The following is a 24,415-nucleotide window of genomic DNA, read 5'->3' as shown; positions in this document are numbered from 1 at the left end:
CTTCGAAACCGGGGAGCAGGACGACGATGGGGCCAGGCGGACAGGACACGCGCTACGCACAGGCAAGCGCCGCGCACGCGCCCGCGATCGCCCGCCTCGCCCGCGCGGTCGAAGCCAATCCCGAGCAGGCGCGCGATCTCGAACAGGAAATCCATGTCGCGCTTTGGCGCAGCTTCGCACGCTTCGACGGCGCCTGCGCGGTCTCGACCTGGGTGTACCGCGTCGCGCACAATGTCGCCGCCAGCCATGTCGCACGCAGCAGCCGCCGGGCAAAGCTGGTCGGGCTCGACGCCGCCGATGCCCTGCTCGCGGCCGACGATCCCGAAGCCGAGGTCGGCCAGGCCCAGCTGCTGGCGCGGCTCAACGCGCTGATCCGCGCCCTCGAGCCGCCCGATCGTCAGGTGATCCTGCTCTATCTCGAAGGGCTCGACGCCGCCTCGATCGCCGACGTCACCGGCATCGCCCGCGGCACCGTCTCGGTAAAGGTTCACCGCATCAAGGCGCTTCTCGCGCGCCGCTTCCGGTCGGAGGAGCAAGCATGACCGACTCGATTTCCGCTTTGTGGGTGCAGCAGCATCACGACGCCGTTGTGCCCGATTCCGCCGCGCTGGCCGCCGCCGACGCTCGCCTGCGCCGCACCTTGTGGCGCCGCGATGCGATCGAATATGCCGCGGGGCTGCTGGTGACGGGCATATTCGCCCATACCGCGCTGCGATCGGACGACTGGCTCATCCGGATTGCGTGCGTTGCGATAATCTTGGGCACCGCCGCGGTGATGCACAATCTATGGCAGCGGCGCCCGAAGGCGATCGACCCCGCACTCGGCACGCCCAGCCTCCAGTACCACCGGGAGATGCTTGTCGCCCAACGCGATTCGCTCGCCAGCGTCTGGCGCTGGTATCTCGCCCCCGCTGTGCCGGGCGTCATGCTATACTTGGTGGCGGTGGCGCGTGCCTCCGCCGAGCAGATGCCGCCCGCAACGGCCTGGGGCCTGGCCGGCATCGGCGCCCTCATCGTCGGCGCGGTGTTCGGGGGTATCCATCTGCTCAATCGCGCCGCCGCGCGGCGTCTACAGCGCAGCATCGATGCGCTCGATCGGGGAGAAATCGCGTGATGCTCCCGGCCCGCCCTTGCCATACCGTAGCGAACAACCCTGCCAGAGAGGTGTCTATGCGACTGTCCCTGCTGCTCCCCATCCTTGCCCTCGTGGCGCCGCTTCCGGCCGCGGCGCAGCCCCAGTCCGCCCCCGCGCCTGCCGCCGCACCGGTCCGCGCCGATCCCGCGCTGGCGGCCAGGGCCAGGGAACTGGTCGCCATCCTCGGCGGCGCCGGCGACTATGACGCCCTGTTCGCTCCCGGTTTCCGGACCGCAATTCCCAAAGCCAAGCTCGATCCTGTCAACGCGCAGCTTGCCGCTACCGGGGGACCGATCGTCGGGATCGAATCGATCGAGCCGCAAACCCCTTTCTCCGGACTTGTGAAGGTCGCCTATCGCAATGCCGTCGCGTCGATCGCGCTGGTCCTCGATCCCCGGCCGCCGCACCAGGTCACCGGGCTGCGCGTGCTCGGCATGAGCGGACGCGAAAGGACGCTCGACGAAGTCGCCGCCGCACTCCGCACGCTACCCGGCGCCACTGGCTTCGCGCTTGCGAAACTGGGCGACAGCACACCGCAATTGCTCGCCTTCCACCAGCCCGAGCAGCGCTTCGCGATCGGCTCCGCCTTCAAGCTGGTCATCCTCGCCGAACTCGTCCGCGCCACCACTGCGAACGAGCGCAAATGGGACGATCTGGTCACGCTCGATGGCTCGATGCTCCCGGCCGGCGGCTATAACCTCAAGCCCAAGGGCACCCAGGTGAGCCTGCGCGAGCTCGCCACCCAGATGATCTCGATCAGCGACAACAGCGCGACCGATATCCTGCTGAAGACGCTCGGCCGCGAGAGGGTCGAGGCGATGCTCCCCGTGGTCGGGGCCGCGCCGGACCCGCGCAACCGGCCGTTCCTCTCGACGATGGAGATGTTCAAGCTCAAGGGGATTGCCGATCTCGCCCCCCGCTATCTCGCGCTCGACGAAGCCGGGCGGCGGCGCATGCTCGACCGCGAGATCGCCGACGCGCCGGCGCTGCTGATCCGGCCGGACCTGTTCCGCGACGGCAAGCCGGTGATGATCGATACGCTCGAATGGTATATGAGCCCTGCCGATCTCGTGCGGGTGATGGACTGGCTCCGCCGCAACAGCGAAGGGCCCGCTGGTGCCGAGGCCCGCGCGATCCTCTCGAAAAACCCCGGCATCCCGCGCAACGTGGCGTCAGGCTGGCAGTGGGTCGGCTTCAAGGGCGGCTCGGAGCCGGGCGTGCTGAACCTCACGCTGCTGCTCCAGGCGAAGGATGGCGACTGGTACGCACTCACCGGCAGCTGGAACGATCCCGCGCGCGACGTCGATACGCTCCGCTTCGTGGGGCTGATCGGGCGTGCGGCGGAGCTGGACTTCGGCGCGCCCTAATTCCGCATCCGCAGCCGGTGATACGCCATCCGCGTAGAAATCGCCGCGACCATCACCAGCACGCCAATGCCCAGCACCCCCGCGCCCAGCCACAGCGGCACCGCCTCCACCCCGCGGCGATGCGACAGCACCAGCAGCGCCCCGAGCAGCGAAAGTCCCAACCCCGCGCGGCGCAGCTTCACGCCCACCCCGCGCAGCTCGCGATGGTATGCCGCGCGCTGGGCGGGATCGTTCAGGTCCGGCGCGGCCATGCCCACTCGTACCGCAACAAGCCATACAGCGCGGTATCGCGCACCCCGATATGCGTCTCCCACTCGCCGCGCAGGATGCCCTCCAGCTTGAAGCCGAGCTTCTCGAGCAACCGCCGCGACGGCAGATTGTCGGGATCGGTATCGGCGAACACGCGGCGCTGTCCCTCATCGAAGATCTGGTCGATCACCCGCGCCACGCCTTCGCGGGCGATGCCGGTGCCCCAATGCGGCTTGGCGATCATATAGCCGATCTCGCTGACATTGCCCTGCCGCTTCTCGCCCACCGCGACGAAGCCGATCGCATAGTCATTCTCGCGCGCGGTGATCGACCAGCAGCGCCAGGCCGGATCGTCGGTCGCGAAGCTCTCGCGGGTCTGCTCGACGGTGCGGTGCGGCGGCGTCGACCACCATTTCATGCATTCCTCGTCGGCATAGCTGGGATGCAGCGATTCGGCATCCTCGGGCCGGCGCGGGCGCAACAGCAGCCGCTCGGTCTTGAGGATCGGCGTGGTCCGCCGCCTCACGCCGCCAATGCGTCGACCAGCGCGCGCACCTTCTTCTGCCGCCACTGCGGCAGCGGCGCGACCAGCCAGTAACCGAGCCGCGACGCCTTGCTCTCGCCCACCGCGACCACCCTGCCGGAGGCGATGTCGCCCCGCGCGAGCAGTTCGGGCACCGTCGCGCGGCCCAGCCCTTCGGCGGCGGCATCGAGCGCCAGCCCGGCATCCGACACCCGCACCAGCGAGGCATCCTCGGCCAGGCAGCCCGGCCAGGCGATCCGGGTGTCGACCCCGCCCTGGGGCCGCTCGACCGTCACCATCCCGTCGCTCTCGAGCGCCTCGCCCTCATGCTCGCCCGGCCCCTCGCCCCAGCGGATCGCCAGATCCAGATTGGCCTCGGTGAAGTCGACCAGATCGTCGGCCGGGATCAGCATGAAGCGCAATTCGCCGTCGCCGCGGGCGATCTCGGCAAGCCTGGGCATCAGCCACTTCGCGGTCAGGTCGCGCGGCGCCGCGATCGTCAGCGATTTCGAAGACTGCCCCGCCTGCATCGCCCGAACCGATTCCTCGAACTGGAGGAACCCCGCGCGCAGCGCGGTGAGCCCCGCCTCGGCCTCTGGGGTAAGCTCCAGCCCCTTGGTGGTGCGGCGAAACAGCACGACGCCCAGCGTATCCTCCAGCGCGCGGATCTGCTGGCCCACCGCTGCGGGGGTGACCGCCAGTTCGTCCGCGGCGCGCGTAAACGACAGATGCCGCGCCGCCGCATCGAGCACGCGCAGGCCGTTTAGGGGAAGGTGGGTGCGCTTCACCCCATCACCGCCGGCGCCAGCAGCGCAAAACTCGGGATCGCCACGTCGAACGCCGAACCGTCTTCGGCGATCATATGATAGGTCCCCTGCATGCTGCCCGTCGGTGTCGAGAGCGGGCAGCCTGACACATAGTCGAAGCTCGCGCCCGGCTCGATCATCGGCTGCTCGCCCACCACGCCCTCACCCTCCACCGAATGGCGCGATCCGCGGCCGTCGGTGATGGTCCAGTGGCGCGTCAGCAGCTGCACGGTGAACGATCCCGCATTCTCGATGCGGATATGATAGGCCCAGAACCAGCGGCCGCGCTGCGGCTCGGACTGTTCGGGCAGATAGGAAACCGACACGCGCACCACGATGCCGCGAGTTTCGGCTTCCTCGGTGAACAGCGCCTTCATCACAGCCCGACTTGGCCAAGCGCCTGATCGAGATCGGCCACCACATCCTCGGGATCTTCGAGACCAACGTTCAAGCGCAACATACCTTCGGTAACGCCCATCTCGATCCGTTTTTCCTCGGCCACGCCCGAATGGGTGGTCGAGGAAGGATGCGTCATCAGCGAGCGCGAGTCGCCTATATTGTTCGAGATGTCGATAAGCTCGAGCGCGTCGAGCAGGCCATGCGCCTGCGCGCGGTCCTCGACTTCGAACGAGAAGATCGGCCCCGCATCGGCCATCTGGCGCATGAACAGATTATGCTGCGGATGGCTGGGCAGCGCCGGGAAATTGATCTTGGGCACGCGCCGTTCGAGGAAGCGCCCGACTTTCAGCGCATTCTCGCTCTGGCGGCGGATGCGCAGGTCGAGCGTCTCCAGGCCCTTCAGCACCACCCAGGCATTGAAGGCGCTCAGGGTCGGCCCGGTGTTGCGCGTGAACGGCAGCAGCACATTGTTGATGAACTCCTCGGAGCCCGTCACCGCGCCGGCCAGCACGCGCCCCTGCCCGTCCATCATCTTGGTCGCCGAATAGGCCACCACGTCCGCGCCGAAATCCATCGGCCGCTGCAGCGCCGGGGTCGCGAAGGCATTGTCGACCACGGTCGTGATTCCGCGCGCCTTGGCGATCCCGCACACGGCTTCGAGATCGACCACGTCCATCGTCGGGTTGGCCGGCGTCTCGAAGAAGAACAGCTTGGTCTTGTCGGTCGCCGCGTCGTGGAATTGCTGCGCGTCGCGCGCATCGACGATCGTCACGCCAATCCCGAACTTGGGCAGCAGCGTATCGGTCAGCCAGCGGCACGATCCGAACGCCGCGCGCCCGGCGACGATATGGTCGCCCTGCTCGAGCTGGCAGAGCAAGGCCGCGGTCATCGCCGCCATGCCCGTCGCCATCGTGCGGCACGCCTCGGCGCCCTCCAGCAACGCGATCCGCTCCTCGAGCATCTGCACCGTCGGGTTCTGCAGCCGGGAATAGGTCATCCCGTCCTGCTCGCCGGCAAAGCGCGCCGCGGCGTCGGCGGCGCAATCATAGGCATAGCCCGAGGTGAGGAACAAAGCCTCGCTGGTTTCGCCAAACTCCGAACGCGCGGTCCCGCCGCGCACGGCCTGGGTGGCGGGCTTCCAGTTGCGGGTGATCGTGCGATCCTGTCCGGTACGGCGCTTCATGCAAAATGCTTTGCCGGTGCAGCATGGCCCGCGTCAACCTCTTCTCCCCTCCCTGCAAGGGAGGGGCCGGGGGTGGGTGGCGAGCGGCGCGAGCCTCCTGAGCGCGCAGCCAGGAGCATCGCCAGAGGCATCGAGCCTCTGCCGGCGCTGAACCCACCCCCTACCCCTCCCTTTCAGGGAGGGGAGTAGTTCGCTATCCACCCCGCATGCTCGCTCGCCTCAAGGCTCTCCACGACCGCCCCTATCTCGTCGCGTTGCTGCTGGGGCTCGCCGCGCAACTGCTCTTCACGATCCATCTCGATCAGCCGAGCCGGATCATGTTCGACGAAGTCCATTATGTCCCCGCGGCGAACGCGCTGCTTGGTCTCGAAGGGCCGCGCAACATCGAGCATCCCCTGGTCGGCAAGGCGCTGATCGGCGCGGGCATCCTGCTGTTCGGCGACAATCCGTTCGGCTGGCGCGCCTTCACCACCGTCGCCGGCACGGCCACCGTGCTAGGCGCCTTCGCCTTCCTCTGGCTGCTGCTCGGCGCAATGCGGCCGGCGCTGATCGGCGCTATCCTCGTCGCGCTCAACCAGACGCTCTACGTCCAGGCGCGCACCGCGATGCTCGACGTCTTCCTGGGCGCCTTCCTGCTCTGGGCGCTGGTGCTGATGCTGTGGGCGATGCGCGGCACCCGGCCGCAGGTGCTGCGGCGCTGGATCGGCGGGAGCGTGCTGCTCGGCCTCGCGGTCGGCACCAAATGGGCGGCGATCCCCTATGTCGCGCTGGCCGGGCTCGCCTTCCTGGTGATCCGCCTGCGCGACGCCCGAATCGCCAGGCGCCCGATCGCCTGGGCGCTCGCCGGCCGCGACCAGCCGCATTGGCCCGGCCTCGCCACGATCCCCGGGCTGCTGCTGCTCGGCATCGTCAGCATCCTCGTCTATTTCGCGACCTTCGCGCCCGCCTTCTTCTACGCCAGCGATCCGCTCCCGCTCGCCCGCCTGATCCCGTTCCAGGCGCAGATGTACGCGCTCCAGACCCAAATCCTGCCCGCCCACAATTACCAGTCCGACTGGTGGAGCTGGCCGCTGATGCTGCGCCCGATCTGGTATTTCTACGAGCCGGACCTGGGCGCGCAGCGTGGGGTACTGCTGATCGGCAACCCGGTGATCATGTGGGGCGGTTTGCTCGCGGTGCTGGCCTGCTACTGGGCCTGGTTCCGCACCCGCGCGGCCCGCCCACTCGCGGTCGCGTTGCTGTGGACCGCCAGCCTAGCGATTTACGCGGTGATCCCCAAGTCGCTCGGCTTCTATTATTACTACCACCTCTCGGGCATCTTCCTGTGCCTGGCGGTGGCGGTGGCGTTTCACCATTTCGACGCCGGCAAGGCCAGGGGCCGCGAGGAATGGTTCGCCTTCGCGGCGCTGATCGCCTTCGTCTATTTCTTCCCGATCCTTTCCGCCGCGCCGCTGGCGGACCCGCAGGATTTCAACCACTGGATGTGGCTGGATAGCTGGCGGTGAAATCCCCTCTCCCATTGGGAGAGGGAGGGAGGCGCGCAGCGCCGGAAGGGTGAGGATCGAGCTGCCCTGACCCTTCCCACTCGCTATGCGAGCGGGCCCCTTCCCGCTCCCAAAGGGAGCGGGAGTTCGGCTCAGTACCGCCCCCACGTAAACCTTGACGACAGCGCGAAATTCCACACCGCCGCCACCGCGATCCCCGCCAGTGCCGACAGCCGCCAGTCGCCATGCTGGACATTGTGCAGGAACGCCGAAACCCCGACATTCGCCACCGCCCCCACCGAGCAGACCAGGCAGAACCTCACCCAGCCCGCGAACAGCGCCCGAGCGCCCTTCAGCCGCTGCCCGCGATAGGTCAGCGCATTGTTGAGGAAGAAGTTGAAGGTCATCGCGACGAGCGTCGCCACGATTGTCCCGGTCACGAAGTCCGCCCCCAGCAGCCGGAACAGCAGCCACAACACCGCAAAGTGCAGCGCCGCCCCCACCGCGCCGATGCCCGAGAACATCGCAAAGCGCACCGGCACGATCTTGCCGAACATCCGGTCGTAGATCGCGATCAGATATTCCATCGCCACGACATGATCGAGCTTGCTCTCGCCCTCGGTCCGGGTGCGAAACACATAAGGCAGCTCGCGAAACTTCAGCGGGCTCGGCGACGCGGTCATGATATCGAGCAATATCTTGAAGCCGATCCCGGACAGCGTTGGCACCAGCCCGCGGACGATCTCGGTCCGGATCATGAAGAAGCCGCTCATCGGGTCGGTCAGGTCTGCCTTCAGCACGCGGCGCGACAGCCGGGTCGCCAGCGCCGATTTCGCCACGCGCTCGTCGTCCCAGTCGCCGGTGCAGCCCCCTTCGCAGAAGCGCGATCCGACCACCACGTCGAGCGCGGCCTCGCCCTCCAACGCATCGAGCATCGCCGGCAGCAGCGTCTCGTCATGCTGCAAGTCGCCGTCGATCACCGCCACCAAAGGCGCCGCGGTCGCGCACATCCCCTCGATGCAGGCCGAGGAAAGCCCCCGCCGCCCGATCCGCTGGATCACCCGCACTCGCGGATCGACTCGCCCCAGCGCTCGCACCGTATCGGCGGTCCCGTCGGGGCTGTCGTCATCGACGAAGATCGCTTCCCACGCCCGCCCCGTCAGCGCCGCGTCGAGCTTGGCTACCAGCGCCGCCACATTGCCCCGCTCGTTGAACGTCGGGACGACGATCGCGAGCTCGAGCAACCTGGCCGTCACACCAATTCCTGCAACACCGCGTCGGCCATCTCGGTGGTGCTCAGGCTCCCGCCCAGGTCCGCGGTGCGCGCGCCCTTGGCGAGTGCAGCGCCCACCGCCGCCTCGACTCGCTTCGCCGCCGCCTCGTTGACCAGCGAATGCCGCAGCAGCATCGCCGCGGAGAGGATCGCCGCACACGGGTTCGCCTTGCCCTGCCCGGCAATGTCGGGCGCGCTGCCATGGATCGGCTCATACATGCCGTTCGCCCCGCTCCACGCGCTCAGCGACGCCGAGGGGAGCATCCCGATCGATCCCGCGCACATGCTCGCCTGGTCCGAGAGGATGTCGCCGAACAGATTGCCGGTCACGATCACGTCGAAGTCGGCCGGACGCCGCACCAGCTGCATCGCGGCATTGTCGACATACATGTGGGTGAGCTGCACTTCGGGATATTCGATCGCGATCTCGTTCACCACGTCGCGCCACAGCTGCGACGTCTCCAGCACGTTGGCCTTGTCGACCGAGCAGAGCTTCTTGCGGCGCCGCTTTGCCATCTCGAAACCCACGCGGACGATCCGGTCCACTTCGCCTTCATTGTACGACATCACGTCATAGCCCTGGCGCAGCCCCTCGATATTGGTACGCCGGCCCTTCTCGCCGAAATAAACGTCACCGGTCAGCTCGCGGACGATGACGATGTCGAGCCCCTTGACCACCTCCGCCTTGAGCGGCGAGGCTTCCTCGAGTCCCGGAAACAAGGTCGCCGGACGGATATTGGCGAACAGTCCCAGCTCGCGGCGGATGCCCAGCAACGCCGCCTCGGGCCGCAGCCGCCGCTCCAGTCCCTCGAACCGCGGATCGCCGATCGCGCCGAACAAGACCGCATCGGCCTTCTTGGCGAGCGCCAGCGTTTCGGCCGGCAAGGGCCGCCCGGCCGCCAGATAGGCCGCGCCGCCGATCGGCGCTTCCTGGAATTCTAGCCCCAGATCGAGCGCCTCGAGAACACGGCGCGCGTGGGTGGTAACTTCGGGCCCGATCCCGTCGCCGGGCAATACTGCAATCAATGGCATCCAGCTTCCTTGTGCGGCCCCTCTCCCTCTAGGAAGGGAGCAATTTGCGTCGCTTTGCCCCCGCGAACCGCGTTAGGCAACCGCCCGCTTGAGCCGATCGACCAGCCGGGCCCGCGCCGCGAGCACGTCCGCCCCGCGCGCGGTCAGCAAATCGCGCTCCAGAAAATGCCCGGTGATCCGCAGCCCGTCGACTATATCGCCCCACTCCGCCGCGCCGCCCTCGGTCAGGAACGAGGGCAGCCGCAGCAGCCGATTCTCATAGCCCGCCGCACCCGCCCGGCTCACCGCGATCCCGCTCTTGGGACTCACGAACGCCAGATCGTCGCTTCGCCCGGTCGCCGCGCACTGCTCAAGGTCGAGCCCGAAGCCCAGTTCGGCAAGCAGCAGCAGCTCATAGCGCACCAAAGCAACCGCCCAGCCCCGCGCCGCAGGCGCCGCCTCGATCGCCGAGAGCACCCCGTCGAGCGCCGAATAGAGATGCGGATAAGGCTGGGCATCGGGCAAGGTCGCCGCGGTCAGCGCCGTCGCCCATTGCAATGCCGCCGCGGGCAGCGCCTCGCCGAACAAGGGCGCGCGGCTGTGGATCAGCTCGACGGTAAGCCCCGCCAATTGCTCCTCGGTCCGCGCGCGCCACTCGCCCAATATCAGGTTCGACGGCTGCAACACCGGCCGCAACGCCCGCGATCGCCCCCCGCGCACATAGCCCGGCTGCAGCCCGTCACGCTCGGTCAACGCCCGCACGATCGCGCCATGTTCGCCATGCGCGCGGACGGAGAGAAGGATGGCTTCGGCGCGCAGGTGCATGAGGCTCCCTAAACGATCCTCCCCGGCACGGGGAGGGGGACCGCGACGCGAAGCGGCGTGGTGGAGGGGGCTCTCAACGCGCGATTCGGTTGGTGGCGAGCCCCCTCCACCAGCCTGCGGCTGGTCCCCCTCCCCGTGCCGGGGAGGATCACCCCCGCCGCAGGCGCTTCGCCAGTTTCCCAAGCCCGGCAGCAAGCACCCCGCGCTTCACCCCCGCCACCGCAGCATTGAACCCACCCAAAGCCGCCATCGTCGCCCGGTTCGCCAGCGAAGGCCGCAGCAGCAGCAAATCCACGCACGCCACCCCGCCGGTCGCGAACTGGCGCTTGTGCTGCCCCTCGCCCTCGGTGAAGTCGAAGGTCGCGAACCGGCCTTCCGCGAACAGATCCTGGAACGCCTCCATCTGCAGCACCGCCCCGGGCGACAGATCGTTATGCGCCGGATCATGCCCGACATAGGCATAGATCAGCGTATCCCCCGCCGCGGGGCAATAGAGATAGGCCGCGGCCTCCCCGCCGATATAAAGTAGCCAGGCGCGCACCTGCCCCGCCGCGGCCTGCCGCAGCATTTCCGCGCGAAACGCCGCATCGTCGGGCAGCCCCGATCCCAGCAGCCGTTCCTGATAGGTACGCAGCGACAACGGCCGCGCGATCGCGTGGAAAGCCTCCAGCTCCTCGGGCGTGTCGAAGCGCCGCACGTCGAGCGCGCCGCCCGAAAGCGCCGCGATCTTCTTGGCCTTGCGCCGCAAGCTCTGCCGCGCGTTCGACGACAGCCCCGCGAGCCACGCGTCGAAGCCACCCGAAAAATCGGCATAATAACGCGTATACCGTTGCCGAACGAAGGGCAGCATGCCCCCGGATTCCGCCACCAGCGCCGCCAGCTGGACCTCGGGAAGCGAAGTCACCGAATAACCCTGCGCCGCGCGGCCAAGCGGCGGCAGTGCCGGCAGTCCCCCCGCCCGCGCCTCGCGCAGATCGAGCGGCACCCGCACCAGCGATCGGCGGATCGTCAGCAGCGTCCGCGCGCCGATTTCGAACTTGAGCGGCACCGGGCGCGCCGCTTCGGCCTCGATCTTCGTCAATGCGTTCAAGCCGCCCGTTCCTCGACCAGGTTGGACCAGAGCTGCTCGGCCTGGCGCAGCCCGGTGCGCAGCCGGCTCGGCCCCAGCGGCTGGTCGTCCTGCCCCAGCGCCATGTGCGGGCGGTCGGCGAAATGCGCGGTCGCCAGCCCCCCCTGCCGCTCCGCCAGCATCCGGCACAGCGCCTCGAAGCGGCGGACATGCACCCCGTTCGCCCGCGTCCCCGCGCGATTGGCGAGCTCGAATCCGTGGCTGACGATCGTCACCGCGACATGGTTGCGCGCCACCGCATGATCGAGCGCCGCCCGCATCTCCGCGGCCGAGAGCGCGCAGATCTGGAAGTGCCGCAAATGCCCCTTCTGGTCCTCGATCAGCGTCACCGGCACTTCGATGATCCCGCAATGCGCGATCGGCGCGATCTGCCGCGGCCCCAGGCTGATCGCGCTGGGCCAGGGATGTTCGGAGCCATTATGGCTGCTGTCATAGACGAAGCCGAGCTGCGCGAGCGCGCCCAGCGTATCGTCGCTCGCCGAATAGGATCCCGATCGGAACGCGATCTGCTCGGGCGCACCCGCGGCGAGGAGCATGTCCGCCGCGCCGGAAAGCAGCTCGACCTGCTCCTTCAGGCTGTAGTCAATCAACTCGAACGGCCCATAGCTCGCGCCGCGATCGCCGGCATGCGCGCCGGTCCAGTTGGGATGCAGATGCAGCTGCACCTCCTGCCCCGCCTCCAGGATAGCGCCGACGATCCGCTTGATCGGATCGAGCCCATAGACCAGCGCCGGCATGGGATCGACGAAGAAGCAGGCCTTCAGCCCGTGCCGCTTCAGCTCCGCCAGCTGCCAGCCGACGCCGACGCCGGCGGGCTCGAGCGAACGCTGGACGATCGTATCGGCATCGAGTCCCGCGACATGATGCCGCCACATGAGCTCGGTGTCGATCGTGATGAAGACGCGGGTCGGCATGCTGCGCAACTAGCAGAATGCGGTGAAGAAACTCCAAATTCTCACGGCTTGATGCCGTAGCGTGCATAGTCCTCGTCGATACGAGCCGACATCATCCGCGCCGCGGCCAGATCCTCGTCGGCCGCCTTGTTGCCCATCCGCTTGCGCACCACCCCGCGCAGATAGAGGCTCGCGTCCTGCGCCGGTGCCAGGTCGAGCGCGGCGTCCAGGTCGGCGAGTGCTTCCTCCATCCGGCCCATCCGAAAATAGACCATCGCCCGACTGTCGTAGATCGAAGACGGATTCTCGGCGAGCTCGATGCCCTTGGTGCAATCCTTGAGCGCCGTGTCGAGCGCGAGGTTCATCGTGCCCTTCAGCCAGCAGCGCTCGTTGAGCAATGTCGCATTGCCTGGATTGGTCTTGATCGCCGCATCGAGCACCGCGATCGCCTCTTCGCCGCGCCCCGCCTCGGCGAGCAACGATCCCTGCTGCGACACGAAAGCGAGCTTCTCGGTTCCGCCCTGGGCGATGCGCTCGGCGATCGAGGCGAGCGCCGCGTCGCGCTGACCCGCGCGGAAGCGAAGCGTCGCCAGCTGGCCGATGCCTTCGGTCGATCCAGGCTCGAGCGTCAGTCCCGCCTCGGCATCGGCGATCGCGCCGCTGTCGTCGCGCAACATCGTCCGCATGCGCGCCCGCCAGAAATGGAGCGCGGCCGTGGGCGCCAGCGCAATCGCCTTGTCCAGATCGGCAACCGCCCCTTTCCAGTCCCAGATCCCGTTCAGGAACGATGCCCGGTTGGTATAGCCCACCACTTCCTCAGGATCATCGGCGATGGCCGCGGCATAAGCCGCGAACAGCGGTGCGAAGGCATTTGTCCGCTTCGCATCTGCGACGACCTTCCAGCGGGGCGGATAATCGGCGGGCGCGACGATCTTGAGCGGGCGGCTCTTGGCGAGCGCCACCTGCGCGCGAACTGCGGCGACGTCTCCCGGCGCGATCTCGCTCGCATCGATCGCGATTCGATCCTCGAGCGTCGCCCAGCCGTTGGCCAACGCGGTCGTGCGGGTGATCGTCGCCCCGGCAAGCCGCGGCGGCAGCGTTCGATCGCCTTCGAATTCGAACCCGGCACCGTTGCGCGGCAGCTTGCTGCGCAGGCGCAGGATGGTCGAGAATGCCCGCGGCGCCGACATCACGGGGATGTCCTTCCACGCCGGCCGCGCGCGATCGGGGGCGAATTCCAGCTCGCTGAGCGTCTTGTCGAAGACGGTGCGATACCGACCCTGCTCGACCTTCCAGCGACTGCCGACAACGCCGTGCACGGTCACCGTCGCGGTTGCAGCTTCGGCATCGTAGGTCACCGAACGGGCAACCGACATGGCGTCGCCCAGCATCTGGCTCACCAGCGCCTGCCCAAGTTCGGACATCTGCTCCTTGTTCGCCTGGCTCGCGCCGGCATGATAGACTTCGGCAAGCGCCCCGCGCACCGTCAGGACGATCTTGAAGGGGGCGGGCACCGCCAGCCCGGCACTCTGATCGAGCTCGATTTCGGCCTCCGCCATCGGCCGGGCGGGCGCGCGCATCACGATCGGCATCAACGCCGCGCCCTCCGCGCGCACCGGCAGCACGTTCCGAAACGGAGGCGTATCGTCCAGATCGCCCTCGCGCGCGCCATTGCCGGTCCCGTCGAGCCACAGGCTCTTGCCCTGGATCACGGCGCGCACGATCACATGATCGAACGCCCCGGGCGAGGGCAGCCGCTGGGCGACGAGATCCCCCATTTCGAGGCTGGCGAGCACCGGTTCCGCCTCGATCTTCAATGCGCCGAGAATCGCGAGCAGAAGCAGGGTCTTCGCCTTGCAATCGCCATAGCGCAGCGACCAGGTGCTTGCCGGCGACTGGGGAATGTAATTGCCGCCATCCATCCCCCGGAACAGATAGCGGACCTCGTCCTGCACCAGCCGAAGCGCCATCGCCGCGCGAGTGCGCGGATCGCTCGATTTGGCCGCAATCTTCGCCACTTCGGCGGCTAGCGGACTGCCGGGTGTGATCAATCCGTCGCTCGCATATAGCGGCGCCATGACGCGCGACACCGCCGCCCAGTCGGCAAAGCTCGTCGCCTCGAGCAGCTGCGGCTTGCGATAGCGCGCCGGCGCATCGGCGGGCAGCTCGGCCGGCTTGGCCAGCGGCAGCGTCACGTCGATTTCGTCATAGCCGGCTTTGCGCTCGGCCTTGGGCGATAGACCATCGGGATAGGCCCGCCACTTTAGGTCGATCCCCGCCGGCCAACTCAGCCGCGCACGCGCAAAGCCAGCCCGCATCGGCTCGGCGATCAGCGGCAATTGGGTCTGGACGTTGCCTTGCAGCGCCTTGTCCTTGCTGGTGATCGAATAAGCGATCCGCAGTACGTCGCCGACGCGAAGCCCTTCCACCGCCATCGTCGCGGTGAGCGTGCCGTTGAGTTGCCACTGCTCCAATTGCTCCTCGCGCCGCAGCACCTCGAAGCGCTGCCCCGCGGCGATAAGGTCGACGTCCCCGCCGGCGCGCAGGATCTTCGCGCTGTGGATGATCAGATCGCCCGCGTCGGGTTGCCAGGGAAGCGCCACCGTCCCGATCTCGCGCATGGTCTGCGAGGAAATGACGCGGGTCGCGCGATCCGCATAGGCCCAGACCTGACCGTCGCCGATCCGCTGTTGCTGGTCGAAGATAACGAGCGCGGGCGAGCTGTCGGTCAGCGTGGCGAGCGCCGGATCCGGCGCGACCGCCACCCACGCCGGTCGCGGCTGATACAGCGGCTTATCGCCCGCTTTTGCCGAACCCGGCCATGCCGAACCTGCGACGCAAAATGCTGCGACCGCCAATAGACTGCGAAAGATCATCACGCCCCCTGCCCCTGATGCGGGAAGGTACAGCAGCGGGCGCGCCGGGCAAGTGGTCAACCGACGTGGAAATAATCGTGGAGCTGCTGGGCCATCGCCTTGCTGACCCCCGGCGCCTTCTGCAGGTCCTCCAGGCTCGCGCCGCGCACCGCGCGCGCAGTGCCGAAGTGCATCAGCAGCGCCTTCTTGCGGGCCGGGCCGATGCCCGGCACGTCGTCGAGCGGGCTCGCGCCGATCGCCTTCGCCCGCTTCGCCCGGTGCGCGCCGATCGCAAACCGATGCACTTCGTCGCGCAGCCGCTGGAGGTAGAACAATACCGGCGAATTGACCGGAAGCATCCGCTCGCGCCCGTCCATCAAATGAAACACTTCGCGCCCGTCGCGACCGTGATGCGGCCCCTTGGCGACGCCGACGACGTTGACGTCCTCGATCCCCAGATCCTCGAGCACGCCCTTCACCGCGTTGAGCTGCCCGCGCCCGCCGTCGACCAGCACCAGATCGGGCCAGTCCCCCTGCGTCCGGTCCGGATCCTCGGCCTGCGCCCGCGCAAACCGCCGCCCGAACACTTCGCGCATCATCGCGAAATCGTCACCCGGCGCGGTCTCGGGCCGCTTGATATTGAACTTGCGATACTGGCCCTTCCGGAACCCTTCGGGCCCCGCGACGATCATCGCGCCGACCGCATTGGTCCCCTGGATGTGCGAGTTATCATAGACCTCGATCCGCTCGGGCGGCTCGGCCAGCTCGAACAGTTCGGCGACTTCGGCGAGCAGCTTGGCCTGCGTCGTGCTCTCCGCCAGCCGCCGGTCGAGCGCCTCCACCGCGTTGCGCTGCGCCTGCTCCATCAGCCGTCGCCTGGTGCCCCGCTGCGGCACGCTCAGCGCCACCTTGAACCCGGCCTTCTCGCCCATCGCCTCGGCGAGCAACGGCGCCTCGGCGAGCTCGCGATCGACGAACACGTTCCGCGGCGGGGGCACTTCCTCGTAGAATTGCATCAGGAAGGCCGCGAAGACCTCATCCTCGGGCACTTCGTTGGTGTGCGCCGGGAAGAAGCTGCGATGCCCCCAATTCTGCCCGCCGCGGATGAAGAAGGCCTGGATGCCCATCACCCCATTCTTGCACGCCAGCGCGAAGATATCGGCGTCGCCCATTCCCTCGGCGTTGATCGCCTGGCTGCCCTGGATGAAGGTCAGCGCCTTCAGCCGATCGCGCAGCACCGTCGCCAACTCGAAATCGAGATTCTCCGCCGCGGCCTGCATCTGCACGCCCAATTTCTCCTGCACTTTGGTCGACTTTCCCTGCAGGAAGTCCTTCGAGTCAGACACCAATTCGGCATAAGCCGGCGCGTCGATCCGCCCCACGCACGGCGCCGAGCAGCGGCGGATCTGGTACAGCAGGCACGGCCGGTCGCGCGTCGCGAAGAAGCTGTCGGTGCAGCTGCGCAGCAGGAACAGCTTCTGCAACGCGTTGAGCGTCATCCGCACCTGCCCCGCCCCCGCGAACGGCCCGAAATAGTCGCCTTTGTACCGCCTGGCCCCGCGGTGGAGCTGGACGCGCGGGAAATCGTGATCGCTGCGCAACAGGATGAAGGGGAAGCTCTTGTCGTCGCGCAGCAGCACATTGTACGGCGGCCGATAACGCTTGATCAGCTGCGCTTCGAGCAGCAGCGCCTCGGCCTCGTTGTTGGTGGTGACGATCGTCATCGACCGCGTCTGCGCCACCATCCGCTGCAACCGCTTCGACAGCCGCGACACCTGGGTATAGTTGGTCACCCGGTTCTTGAGCGCGCGCGCCTTGCCCACATAGAGTACGTCGCCACGCACATCCTGCATGCGATAGACACCCGGCCGCACCGGCAGCGTCGCGACCACGTTGCGGATCGCCGCCACGCCCAGCTCGATATCGGGCGCCCCCTCGCCGCGCACGGCATAGGTCGCCTTTTCCTCGTTGAAGCGATTGGGAGAATTGGGATCGGACATTGCAGCCGAATTAGGAACTAAGCGCGCCGCGCGCCAGCGGTCACTTCTGGGAAGCAGCGTTCTCTATCCGCTGCACTTCGGCTTCGATGCGGTTCATCATCGCCGCGGCGCGGGCGCCGACATCCTCGCGCTTGCGCTGTTCTTCGCCTGCCTCGCGCCAGGCGATCACGGCGAGCAAAGCCGCCAGCGCCAGCGTGACGAAACCGGCGATTTGCAGCCATCGATATTCGGAAGACGGTGCCATCGGGCGTCCTTAGCACGCGGTGCCAGCCGCTTGCACCAACGCAGGTGAGGCAGTGCGTAGTCGAAAGGCTTAGTTCAGCCGCCCCAACCCGGCGATTGTCTGATCCACCAGCGCCTTGTCCGCCTCGGCGCCATGCTTCGCCGCGATGATCGAAGCCGCCGCACGCGTCGCCGCTTCGGCTGCCTGAGTGCGAACCGCCTGGATCGCCGCGCGCTCGGCGGCCGCGATCTTGTCTTCGGCCATCTTGGCGCGGCGCGCGGTCAGGTCGCGGGCATCGGCCTCGGCCTTCGCCAGCACGCCCTTCGCTTCGGCATCGGCATGGACGAGCATCGCCTGTGCCTCCGCCTCGGCGCCCGCGATCTTGCGCGCATATTCGTCACGCAGCGCTTCGGCCTCGGCGCGAAGCTGCTTGGCTTCTTCGAGCCGCGCTCGGATCGCGGCGATCTGGCCGTCCAGCCCGCGCGTGATCAGGGAGGGTACCTTCTTCCAGACCAGGATCAGGATGAAGGCGAGCATCGCGATCGAGACCCACACGGTCGCGTCGAGCACGCCGAACAGCGACGGCTCGGCATGCGCTTCGCTGGGCCCGCCATGCTCGATGGTCAGCGCCTCGGTGCCGGTGTGCGGCACCGGCATGCCGGTGCCATGCTCGGCGTCGCTCAGATTCTGCGCTACGGGATCATCAGCCATTGAGCGCCGCCTTCACTGCCGTCTGGGCCTCCACGGCCGTCACTTGCGCGCCCGAAAAGCGGGCGACGATGTCGCGCGCCGCTTCGGCCGCGACGGTTTCGATCTCGGCCGCAGCCGCCGCGCTTGCCGCGGCGATCCGCGTCTCGGCCTCGGCGATGCGGGTCTCGCTCTCGAGATTGCCCGCCGCCAGCGTCTTTTCCGCCGCAGCCACGCCCTGGGCGCGCGCCTCGGCGATCCGCCGCTGCGCGGCTTCGCGCGCTGCATTTTCCTTCACGCGCCAATTCTCCTCCGCCTGATCGGCAGCCGCACGCGCCGCCTCGGCAGCGGCGAGGTCGCCGGCGACCGACTGGTCGCGCGCGTCGACCGTCGACATCACCTTGGGCAACATCATCTTGCCGACGACGAAGAAGACGAAGCCGAAGGTCACGAGCAGCCAGAAGAGCTGCGACGCGAAGGTTTCGGCGAGCTGGGAGATTTGAGGCATTGGTTTCCCGTCCGGATACGGGCGGGATCGCTCCCGCCCGTGTCGGAGATTTAGGCGACGAAGATCAGGATCATCGCCACGACGAACGCCAGCAGGCCGAGAAGCTCGGCAGCCGCGAAGCCGATGAACAGGCGGCCCTGCTGGCCGTCAGCCGCGCCCGGATTGCGCAGCGCGCCTTCGAGGAACGAGCCGAAAACGTTGCCCACGCCGATGGCGGCCATGCCGGCGCCGATGGCGGCAAGGCCTGCGCCGATCAGCTTGGCGGCTTCGGGGGAGATCATGCTCGCGACGGTGTTGGGTTCCATGGTCTTAAACTCCTGCTTCGATTGCTTTGATTGGGTAGGAAAAACTCAGTGCAGATGCTCGGCGTCGTTGATGTAGAGCGACGTCAGCAGCGCAAAGACATAGGCCTGGATGCCGGCCACGAGGATCTCGAGCGCCGAGATGCCGACCATCAGGATGAAGCTGGGGATGCCGACGCCGAGGCCCGGGATCAGGCCCGCATTGCCCGCATTGATCACGAAGCCCGCCAGCACCTTGAGCAGGATATGCCCCGCGATCATCGCGACGAACAGTCGCAGACCCAGCGAGAAAGGACGCACCATGAAGCTGACGAACTCGATCGCCGGGATCAGCCAGATCAGCCACAGCGGCGTACCGTGCGGCACGAACAGCGAGAAGAAGTGCAGCCCGTGCTTCCAGAAGCCGACGATCAGCACGATCGAGAAGCTCATGATCGCCAGCACGCCGGTGACGGTGAAATGGCTGGTGAAGGTGAAGGGATGGATGCCGAAAATGCCCAGCGGCAGCAGGCCGAGGATGTTCGCGAACAGGATGAACATGAACAAGGAGAAGACGTAAGGGAGGTATTTCCGCCCTTCCTTGCCGATATTCTGCGCCAGCATCGAATCGATGAAGCCGGTGAAATTCTCGACCAGCATCTGCCAGCGGCCGGGCACGACGGCGCGCTTCATGCCGCCGAGCATGAATGCCCAGAGGACGAAGGCCGCAACGCACATCCACAATGCCGAGTTCGTGAAGGCGATCTGGTGCCCGGCTAGGTTGAAGCCGTCCCAGATCGTCTGCACCTCGAACTGGTGCATCGGGTCGATCTTGCCTGATTCAGCAGCCACGCGTGATCCGTTTCATTGCCAAAGCGCCCGAAGAATCTACTTCGAGCGCTTGTTCGAAAGCCTGATGATGTTCCTGAAGGCGCTGGCAATTCCGAGGAACAGCAGCACTAGCAGGAGCCAGGGGGAGGTTCCGAGCAGCCAATCGAGCGTAGCGCCGATCACTGCACCTCCGACCATGCTTCCGATCAGTTCGGCCAGCACGCGGTTGCCAAGGCGATAGCTAGCATCGCCCGTGCTATCCACGGCGCCGGTCCTGATCGCCTCGTCCGATTTTGCCTGCCGCAATCGCTCGTCGAGCGCATTGAGGCGGGCATCCTCCTTGAGGGGTTCCAGTCCGGGCTCGATCTCGGCCATTTCGCCTCTCCATTCAGCCGTTTCCGGCAGGCCAGACGCATGTGCCGAGCGGCGAGCCCGCCAAGGCACGCGCCGATTAGGATGGGGGGGCGGCTGAGTCAACCTTGGCGACTTCGTTCCATAAGCGCCTCCCTTGAAAGGGAGGGGCTTTTAGGGAACACCTCCTGTATGCCCGCGGACATCCCCGACAACAGCGGCCACCGCGCGCGCCTCCGCCAGCGCCTGTTCGAGGGCGGCCCGGACGCATTGCTCGATCACGAGCTGGTCGAATATCTCCTCGCGCTCGCCATCCCCCGCCGCGACACCAAGCCGCTCGCCAAGGCGCTGCTAAAGGAATTCGGCGGCATCGCCGGGCTGCTTACCGCCGATGCCGAGGCGCTCGCTCGCGTCCCCGGCATGGGCGAGACCTCGATCGCCGCGCTCAAGGCTACCCACGCCGCCGCGCTTCGCCTGCTGAGCGATCAGGTCAGGCAGCGCCCGATCCTCGCCAACTGGCAGGCATTGCTCGATTATCTGCGCGCCGACATGGCGCATCACGCGATCGAGCGCGTCCGCGTCCTCCACCTCAATTCGAAGAATATGCTGATCCGCGACGAGCTGATGAACGAAGGCTCGATCGACGAGGCGCCCGTCTATGTCCGCGAAGTCATCCGCCGCGCGATCGATCTCGGCTCGGCGGCGATCATCCTGGTCCACAACCATCCCTCGGGCGACCCCTCCCCCAGCCGCGCCGATATCGAGATCACGCGGCAAGTCGCCGAAGCCGGCAAAAGGCTCGGCATCGCGCTCCACGATCATATCATTCTCGGCAGCGACGGTCATTCGAGCCTGCGCGCACAAGGATTGATCTAGCCTTCTCACGCCCGCGTAATCCATGGCATAGGCGCGCGGAATCACCCCAGCCGCAAGGAAGCCGCCATGATCCCCCGTTATTCGCGCCCCGAAATGACGGCGATCTGGTCCTCCGAAAGCCGCTTCACCATCTGGTTCGAGATCGAGGCGCACGCCACCGATGCGCTCGCCGACCTCGGCGTCGTCCCCAAGGCTGCGGCCAAGGCGCTGTGGGACTGGTGGGCGACCAGCCCCGCGATCGACGTCCCCGCGATCGACGCGATCGAGGCGGTCACCAAGCATGACGTGATCGCCTTCCTCACCTGGGTCGCGGAGAATGTCGGCGACGAAGCGCGCTACATGCATCAGGGCATGACCAGCTCCGACGTGCTCGACACCGCCCTCGCGGTCCAGCTCGTCCGCGCCTCGGATCTGCTGCTCAAGGATATCGACCAGCTCCTCGCGACGCTCAAGCGCCGCGCGCTCGAGCATAAATATACGCCGACGATCGGCCGCAGCCACGGCATCCATGCCGAGCCGGTCACCTTCGGGCTCAAGCTGGCGGAGGCCTATGCCGAGTTCGCCCGCAACCGCGATCGGCTGGAGGCCGCGCGTGCGGACATCGCCACCTGCGCCATCTCGGGCGCTGTCGGCACCTTCGCCAATATCGATCCGCGCGTGGAGGCGCATGTCGCCGCCAGGCTCGGCCTCACCCCCGAGCCGGTCTCGACCCAGGTCATCCCGCGCGATCGCCACGCGATGTTTTTCGCGACCCTCGGCGTGATCGCCAGCTCGATCGAGCGCCTCGCCACCGAAGTCCGCCACCTCCAGCGCACCGAAGTGCTCGAGGCCGAGGAGTATTTCGCGCCGGGCCAGAAGGGCTCGTCGGCGATGCCGCACAAGCGCAACCCGGTGCTGACGGAGAACCTCACCGGCCTCGCCCGCATGGTCCGCGGCTATGTCACCCCCGCGCTGGAAAATGTCGCGCTGTGGCACGAGCGCGACATCAGCCATTCCTCGGTCGAGCGGTATATCGGCCCCGACGCCACGATCACCCTCGATTTCGCGCTCGCCCGGCTCAACGGGGTGATGGACAAATTGCTCGTCTATCCCGAGCGGATGCAGAAGAATCTCGATCGCATGGGCGGCCTCGTCCACTCGCAGCGCGTCCTCCTCGCGCTCACCCAGGCAGGCGTCAGCCGCGAGGACAGCTATCGCCTCGTCCAGCGCAATGCGATGAAGGTGTGGGAATCGGACGGCGCCTTGTCGCTGCTCGAGCTGCTCAAGGCCGACCCGGAGGTCACGGCGGCGCTCTCGGTCGAGGAGCTCGAAGACAAGTTCGACCTTGCTTACCATTTCGCCCAGGTCGACACGATTTTCGATCGGGTCTTCGCTTAGCCTTACATAATAGGAAATCGCCCCCCAACTCCTGCCCACAGGCAAACGGGGGAGCGCGGCAATGGCAATCGGAGCATCGGTAGGCAAGGACGGCGTAAACGAGCATGCGGACGTGTTCGTCGTCCAGCATCTTCTCAACGACTGGCTCGCCGCGATCGCGCAGCCGCGCCTCGCCACCGACGGCGATTGCGGCGCAAAGACCATCGCCGCGATCCTTGCTTATCAGTCGCAGGTGCTCGCTATGCCCGCCCCCGATGGGCTGATCTCCCCCGGCGGCCGAACCTGGACCGCGCTGACGAGCGGCCTCGGCACGGTCCAGCTGTCCGGCGCCGCCTGGTGGCGCGCCAACCAGGCCCGCTTTCCCAATAGCGGCGTCATCGCCGATCTCACCTCCCCCTTCCGCGAAAAGGCCGGCGCGTTCGTCCATGCACTCAAGGACGCCGGCGCCTCGGTGCTCATCTCGGCCACCCGCCGTAACAAGATCCGCGCGCATCTGATGCATTATAGCTGGCGGCTCGCCAACGGCGAGGTCGCCCCGCGCGACGTGCCCGTCATCGCCGGCTGCGCGATCCGCTGGGACCATGGCGACCTGGCCAAGTCGCGGAAGGCCGCGCGTGAAATGGCCGAGCTGTTCGACATCGCCTACGAGCCCTCGCTCACCTCGCTCCACATCGGCGGCCGCGCGCTCGACATGACGATCCGCTGGTCGGGCACGATCCACGTCAAGGACAAGAGCGGCCGCCCCCACCCGATCGGCGCGCCGCAATCGGGAGCCACCAACCGCGACCTCCACGCGATCGGGGCATCTTATGGGGTGTTAAAGCTGCTCAGCGATCCGCCGCACTGGAGCGAGACAGGGCGGTAAAAGCGCTAGACCCGCAGCCGCTCCGCCGTCTCGGCATCCGCCGGAAAGAAAGCCTCGATCGCCAGTTCGTCCAGCGTCACGTCCAGCGGCGTGCCGAACACCGTGGTCGTGCTGAGGAACCGCAATTCGCCCAGCGGCGATGCCAGCCGCAGCGGCACGATGACATCCGCGAAATCCTCCGCCGCCCCCGCCCCCTCGGCCGACGGATAGGCCCAGAGCTCGGCGAGCAACGCCTCGAGTGCCGGGTCGCTGGTCATCCATGCCTGCCGCCGCAGCCGATCCAGCAGATGCGCGCGCCACTCGCCCAGATTGAGGATACGCCGCGCCAGCCCTTCGGGATGCAGGCTCAGCCGCAACACGTTGACCGGGGGCTCCAGCAGCCCAGCCGCGACCCCGACCAGCAGCGGCGCCACCGCCGCGTTGGCCGCCACCATGTTCCAGTGCCGATCCACCGCGAGCGCCGGATAGGGCTCGTGCCCCTTGAGCACCAGGTCCACCGCGCGCCGCGCCGCGCCCAGCTCGGGAGCGTCCAGCCTGCGCTCCGAGTAAAGCGGCGCAAAGCCCGCGCCGAGCAGCATCGCATTGCGCTCGCGCAGCGGCAGCGAAAGCCGGTCCGCCAACAGCAGCACCATCTCGCGGCTGGGCCGCGAGCGGCCCGTCTCGATGAAGCTCAGATGGCGCGTCGATATCTCCGCCTCCAGCGCCAGCTCCATCTGGCTAAGCCGGCGCAGATGCCGCCACTGCTTGATCTGCTCGCCCAGCGGACGGACCTGAAGCTGCATCGCTTTGTCTCCTCGCCCCGCTGGGTAGCCGAGCCCCGATCGCAGTCCAATTACCTCCCGCGTAATCGACTGCGCGCGCCTTCGCGCCATGCTGATCGCTCAATCCAAGGAGAAAGCGCCATGCCCCGTGATATACCGCTTCGCATCATACTGCTCGTGGATGCCGCCACCTGCGCGGCGATGGGCCTGCTGCTGCTGGCCGCCGGCAGCTTCGTCGCCGCCCTCACCGGTCTTCCGCCGGCCCTGCTCCAGGAAGCGGGAATTCTCCTGCTTCCCTTCGCGGTCTTTCTGCTCTGGGCATCGGGGCGTGGCGGCGGCTGGCCGGTTCAGGCGGCGGCGCTCGCCAACATCGCCTGGGTGGTCGCCAGTATCGCTTTGCTCATCGGCCCGTGGGTTACACCGAACCTGCTCGGCACGCTCTTCATCGGCGCGCAGGCGGCGACGGTCGCCGGGCTCGCCGCGTTGCAACTTCACGGTCTGGGCGCAGGCGCGCGTCGAAGCC

27 protein-coding genes are annotated in these 24,415 nt (G+C 67.5%); 7 read left to right on the top strand and 20 right to left on the bottom strand.

What is annotated here, in order from left to right:
- Window positions 1-26: 26 nt before the first annotated feature.
- The 3 genes from OKW87_RS16080 to OKW87_RS16070 are packed head-to-tail and all read left to right on the top strand — an operon-like array spanning window position 27 to window position 2,502.
- Window positions 27-542, top strand: a complete 516-nt coding sequence (locus OKW87_RS16080; protein ID WP_265540990.1) for an RNA polymerase sigma factor — start codon at window positions 27-29, stop codon at window positions 540-542.
- Window positions 539-1,114: a hypothetical protein gene (locus OKW87_RS16075; RefSeq protein WP_265540988.1), complete on the top strand. Its 576-nt coding sequence runs from the start codon at window positions 539-541 to the stop codon at window positions 1,112-1,114. The genes OKW87_RS16080 and OKW87_RS16075 overlap by 4 nt, the downstream gene beginning before the upstream one ends.
- 56 nt (window positions 1,115-1,170) lie before the next feature.
- The gene (locus OKW87_RS16070; RefSeq protein WP_265540986.1) at window positions 1,171-2,502 is read left to right on the top strand and encodes a serine hydrolase; all 1,332 of its coding nucleotides are present in this window, start codon (window positions 1,171-1,173) and stop codon (window positions 2,500-2,502) included.
- Here the strand turns inward: OKW87_RS16070 and OKW87_RS16065 are convergent.
- The 5 genes from OKW87_RS16065 to OKW87_RS16045 are packed head-to-tail and all read right to left on the bottom strand — an operon-like array spanning window position 2,499 to window position 5,662.
- Window positions 2,499-2,753, bottom strand: coding sequence for a hypothetical protein (locus OKW87_RS16065; RefSeq protein WP_265540984.1), 255 nt, complete (start codon window positions 2,751-2,753; stop codon window positions 2,499-2,501). The genes OKW87_RS16070 and OKW87_RS16065 overlap by 4 nt on opposite strands.
- On the bottom strand, window positions 2,735-3,277 hold the full coding sequence (locus OKW87_RS16060; RefSeq protein ID WP_265540982.1) for a GNAT family N-acetyltransferase: 543 nt from the start codon (window positions 3,275-3,277) through the stop codon (window positions 2,735-2,737). Before OKW87_RS16060 ends, OKW87_RS16065 begins: the two co-directional genes overlap by 19 nt.
- Window positions 3,274-4,062, bottom strand: a complete 789-nt coding sequence (locus OKW87_RS16055) for a LysR family transcriptional regulator (RefSeq protein WP_265540981.1) — start codon at window positions 4,060-4,062, stop codon at window positions 3,274-3,276. The genes OKW87_RS16060 and OKW87_RS16055 overlap by 4 nt, the downstream gene beginning before the upstream one ends.
- Entirely contained in the window at window positions 4,059-4,457 is a 399-nt protein-coding gene (gene apaG / locus OKW87_RS16050) for a Co2+/Mg2+ efflux protein ApaG (protein ID WP_265540979.1), read from the bottom strand. Before apaG ends, OKW87_RS16055 begins: the two co-directional genes overlap by 4 nt.
- Window positions 4,457-5,662: a trans-sulfuration enzyme family protein gene (locus tag OKW87_RS16045; protein ID WP_265540977.1), complete on the bottom strand. Its 1,206-nt coding sequence runs from the start codon at window positions 5,660-5,662 to the stop codon at window positions 4,457-4,459. The genes apaG and OKW87_RS16045 overlap by 1 nt, the downstream gene beginning before the upstream one ends.
- 206 nt (window positions 5,663-5,868) lie before the next feature.
- Here OKW87_RS16045 and OKW87_RS16040 point away from each other — a divergent pair, with 206 nt between their 5' ends.
- Window positions 5,869-7,167, top strand: coding sequence for a glycosyltransferase family 39 protein (locus OKW87_RS16040; RefSeq protein ID WP_265540975.1), 1,299 nt, complete (start codon window positions 5,869-5,871; stop codon window positions 7,165-7,167).
- A gap of 131 nt (window positions 7,168-7,298) precedes the next feature.
- On the opposite strand, the gene OKW87_RS16035 is transcribed toward OKW87_RS16040, so the two are convergent.
- The 13 genes from OKW87_RS16035 to OKW87_RS15975 form a co-directional block, all read right to left on the bottom strand.
- Window positions 7,299-8,402 carry a glycosyltransferase gene (locus tag OKW87_RS16035; RefSeq protein ID WP_265540973.1) on the bottom strand — a complete coding sequence of 368 codons (1,104 nt, stop codon included), beginning with the start codon at window positions 8,400-8,402 and terminating at the stop codon, window positions 7,299-7,301.
- Window positions 8,399-9,451, bottom strand: coding sequence for a 3-isopropylmalate dehydrogenase (gene leuB / locus OKW87_RS16030; RefSeq protein ID WP_265540971.1), 1,053 nt, complete (start codon window positions 9,449-9,451; stop codon window positions 8,399-8,401). Before leuB ends, OKW87_RS16035 begins: the two co-directional genes overlap by 4 nt.
- 72 nt (window positions 9,452-9,523) lie before the next feature.
- Window positions 9,524-10,255 carry a DNA repair protein RecO gene (recO, locus tag OKW87_RS16025; protein WP_265540969.1) on the bottom strand — a complete coding sequence of 244 codons (732 nt, stop codon included), beginning with the start codon at window positions 10,253-10,255 and terminating at the stop codon, window positions 9,524-9,526.
- 148 nt (window positions 10,256-10,403) lie between these two features.
- Window positions 10,404-11,345 (bottom strand): GNAT family N-acetyltransferase, encoded by a 942-nt coding sequence (locus OKW87_RS16020; protein WP_265540968.1) that lies wholly within the window; start codon window positions 11,343-11,345, stop codon window positions 10,404-10,406.
- Complete coding sequence (locus tag OKW87_RS16015; protein ID WP_265540966.1) at window positions 11,342-12,298, bottom strand: polysaccharide deacetylase; 957 nt, start codon at window positions 12,296-12,298, stop codon at window positions 11,342-11,344. Before OKW87_RS16015 ends, OKW87_RS16020 begins: the two co-directional genes overlap by 4 nt.
- Before the next feature lie 41 nt (window positions 12,299-12,339).
- Complete coding sequence (locus OKW87_RS16010) at window positions 12,340-15,153, bottom strand: DUF3857 domain-containing protein (RefSeq protein WP_265540965.1); 2,814 nt, start codon at window positions 15,151-15,153, stop codon at window positions 12,340-12,342.
- A gap of 56 nt (window positions 15,154-15,209) precedes the next feature.
- The gene (gene uvrC / locus OKW87_RS16005) at window positions 15,210-17,132 is read right to left on the bottom strand and encodes an excinuclease ABC subunit UvrC (protein WP_265540963.1); all 1,923 of its coding nucleotides are present in this window, start codon (window positions 17,130-17,132) and stop codon (window positions 15,210-15,212) included.
- 40 nt (window positions 17,133-17,172) lie between these two features.
- Window positions 17,173-17,376: a hypothetical protein gene (locus tag OKW87_RS16000; protein ID WP_265540962.1), complete on the bottom strand. Its 204-nt coding sequence runs from the start codon at window positions 17,374-17,376 to the stop codon at window positions 17,173-17,175.
- Window positions 17,377-17,445: 69 nt separating this feature from the next.
- Window positions 17,446-18,066 (bottom strand): F0F1 ATP synthase subunit B family protein, encoded by a 621-nt coding sequence (locus tag OKW87_RS15995; protein WP_265540960.1) that lies wholly within the window; start codon window positions 18,064-18,066, stop codon window positions 17,446-17,448.
- A complete protein-coding gene (locus OKW87_RS15990; RefSeq protein ID WP_265540959.1) occupies window positions 18,059-18,550 on the bottom strand; it encodes a F0F1 ATP synthase subunit B family protein in 492 nt (163 codons plus the stop codon). Before OKW87_RS15990 ends, OKW87_RS15995 begins: the two co-directional genes overlap by 8 nt.
- Window positions 18,551-18,600: 50 nt before the next feature.
- Entirely contained in the window at window positions 18,601-18,828 is a 228-nt protein-coding gene (locus OKW87_RS15985) for a F0F1 ATP synthase subunit C (protein WP_254292488.1), read from the bottom strand.
- Window positions 18,829-18,900: 72 nt separating this feature from the next.
- Window positions 18,901-19,683 carry a F0F1 ATP synthase subunit A gene (locus tag OKW87_RS15980; protein ID WP_265540958.1) on the bottom strand — a complete coding sequence of 261 codons (783 nt, stop codon included), beginning with the start codon at window positions 19,681-19,683 and terminating at the stop codon, window positions 18,901-18,903.
- Window positions 19,684-19,719: 36 nt separating this feature from the next.
- Entirely contained in the window at window positions 19,720-20,037 is a 318-nt protein-coding gene (locus tag OKW87_RS15975) for an AtpZ/AtpI family protein (RefSeq protein ID WP_265540957.1), read from the bottom strand.
- Between the two features lie 168 nt (window positions 20,038-20,205).
- On the opposite strand from OKW87_RS15975, the gene radC reads away from it, so the two are divergent.
- The 3 genes from radC (at window position 20,206) to OKW87_RS15960 (ending at window position 23,131) form a co-directional block, all read left to right on the top strand.
- Window positions 20,206-20,889 (top strand): RadC family protein, encoded by a 684-nt coding sequence (gene radC / locus OKW87_RS15970; protein ID WP_265540955.1) that lies wholly within the window; start codon window positions 20,206-20,208, stop codon window positions 20,887-20,889.
- Between the two features lie 66 nt (window positions 20,890-20,955).
- Window positions 20,956-22,266: an adenylosuccinate lyase gene (gene purB / locus OKW87_RS15965; RefSeq protein WP_265540954.1), complete on the top strand. Its 1,311-nt coding sequence runs from the start codon at window positions 20,956-20,958 to the stop codon at window positions 22,264-22,266.
- A gap of 61 nt (window positions 22,267-22,327) precedes the next feature.
- A complete protein-coding gene (locus OKW87_RS15960) occupies window positions 22,328-23,131 on the top strand; it encodes a peptidoglycan-binding domain-containing protein (RefSeq protein WP_265540952.1) in 804 nt (267 codons plus the stop codon).
- Window positions 23,132-23,136: 5 nt separating this feature from the next.
- Here the strand turns inward: OKW87_RS15960 and OKW87_RS15955 are convergent, their stop codons facing one another.
- Both OKW87_RS15955 and OKW87_RS15950 read right to left on the bottom strand, forming a co-directional pair.
- Window positions 23,137-23,913 carry a helix-turn-helix domain-containing protein gene (locus OKW87_RS15955; protein WP_265540950.1) on the bottom strand — a complete coding sequence of 259 codons (777 nt, stop codon included), beginning with the start codon at window positions 23,911-23,913 and terminating at the stop codon, window positions 23,137-23,139.
- Between the two features lie 99 nt (window positions 23,914-24,012).
- Complete coding sequence (locus OKW87_RS15950; protein WP_265540948.1) at window positions 24,013-24,387, bottom strand: hypothetical protein; 375 nt, start codon at window positions 24,385-24,387, stop codon at window positions 24,013-24,015.
- Window positions 24,388-24,415 lie beyond the last annotated feature (28 nt).

The organism is Sphingomonas sp. M1-B02 (assembly GCF_026167525.1).
Taxonomy (GTDB): Bacteria; Pseudomonadota; Alphaproteobacteria; order Sphingomonadales; family Sphingomonadaceae; genus Sphingomonas.
The sequence above is the reverse complement of the archived record's forward strand: the minus strand, read 5'-3'. Positions and strand labels throughout refer to the sequence as shown.